The organism is Alcaligenes pakistanensis (assembly GCF_014652815.1).
Classification (GTDB): domain Bacteria; phylum Pseudomonadota; class Gammaproteobacteria; order Burkholderiales; family Burkholderiaceae_B; genus Alcaligenes; species Alcaligenes pakistanensis.
In genome coordinates this window covers 1-1422 of record NZ_BMZN01000013.1, presented here as the reverse complement: position 1 = coordinate 1422, position 1422 = coordinate 1, and the positions used below count along the sequence as shown (strand labels likewise).

Sequence of the window (1422 nt, the reverse complement as noted above, 5' to 3'; positions counted from 1 at the left end):
ATTCAAGACACGAACGTTAAAGCCAAGGTTGAGACTGAAGACGCGGCAGGTAACCCTGCTTCGGCTGAAGCTGACCGTGACTACGGCATCGATACGGATCTGCCTGAAGCCGAGATCGCGATCAATTTGATCGCTGAAGACGACGTGATCAACAAGGCTGAGTCTGAGTCCGACGTGACCATTACCGGTACCGTGGGTAAAGACGTTAAGGCTGGTGACACGGTCACGGTGACCGTGAACGGCAAGGATTACACGACCACGGTTAACGCCGATGGCAAGACCTGGAACGTGGATGTTCCTGGCTCTGAGTTGATCCAAGATACGAACGTTAAAGCCAAGGTTGAGACCGAAGACGCGGCAGGTAACCCTGCTTCGGCTGAAGCTGACCGTGACTACGGCATCGATACGGATCTGCCCGAAGCCGAGATCGCGATCAATGTGATCGCTGAAGATGACGTGATCAATAAGGCTGAGTCTGAGTCCGACGTGACCATTACGGGTACGGTTGGTAAAGACGTTAAGGCTGGTGACACGGTCACGGTGACCGTGAACGGTAAGGACTACACCACGACCGTTAACGCTGACGGCAAGACCTGGAACGTAGACGTTCCTGGCTCTGAGTTGGTCCAAGACACGAACGTTAAAGCCAAGGTTGAGACGGAAGACGCAGCGGGTAACCCTGCTTCGGCTGAAGCTGACCGTGACTACGGCATTGACACCACGCTGCCCGAAGCCGAGATCGCGATCAATGTGATCGCTGAAGACGACGTGATCAACAAGGCTGAGTCTGAGTCCGACGTGACCATTACGGGTACCGTTGGCAAGGATGTGAAGGCTGGTGATACCGTGACCGTCACGGTTAACGGTAAGGACTACACGACCACGGTTAACGCTGACGGTAAGACTTGGAACGTAGACGTTCCTGGCTCTGAGCTGATCCAAGATACGAACGTTAAAGCCAAGGTTGAGACTGAAGACGCCGCGGGTAACCCTGCTTCGGCTGAAGCTGACCGTGACTACGGCATCGATACGGATCTGCCCGAAGCCGAGATCGCGATCAATGTGATCGCTGACGATGACGTGATCAACAAGGCTGAGTCTGAGTCCGACGTGACCATTACGGGTACGGTTGGTAAAGACGTTAAGGCTGGCGACACGGTCACGGTGACCGTGAACGGTAAGGACTACACCACGACCGTTAACGCTGACGGCAAGACCTGGAACGTAGACGTTCCTGGCTCTGAGCTGATTCAAGACACGAACGTTAAAGCCAAGGTTGAGACCGAAGACGCGGCAGGTAACCCTGCTTCGGCTGAAGCTGACCGTGACTACGGCATCGATACGGATCTGCCTGAAGCCGAGATCGCGATCAATGTGATTGCTGACGATGACGTGATCAACAAGGCCGAATCGGAAGGTGAT

At 54.6% G+C, this 1422-nt stretch carries 1 protein-coding gene; it reads left to right on the top strand.

What is annotated here, in order from left to right; genetic code table 11:
- A partial coding sequence (locus IE156_RS18295; RefSeq protein ID WP_189394105.1) for an Ig-like domain-containing protein occupies window positions 1-1422 on the top strand: 1422 nt, incomplete at both ends.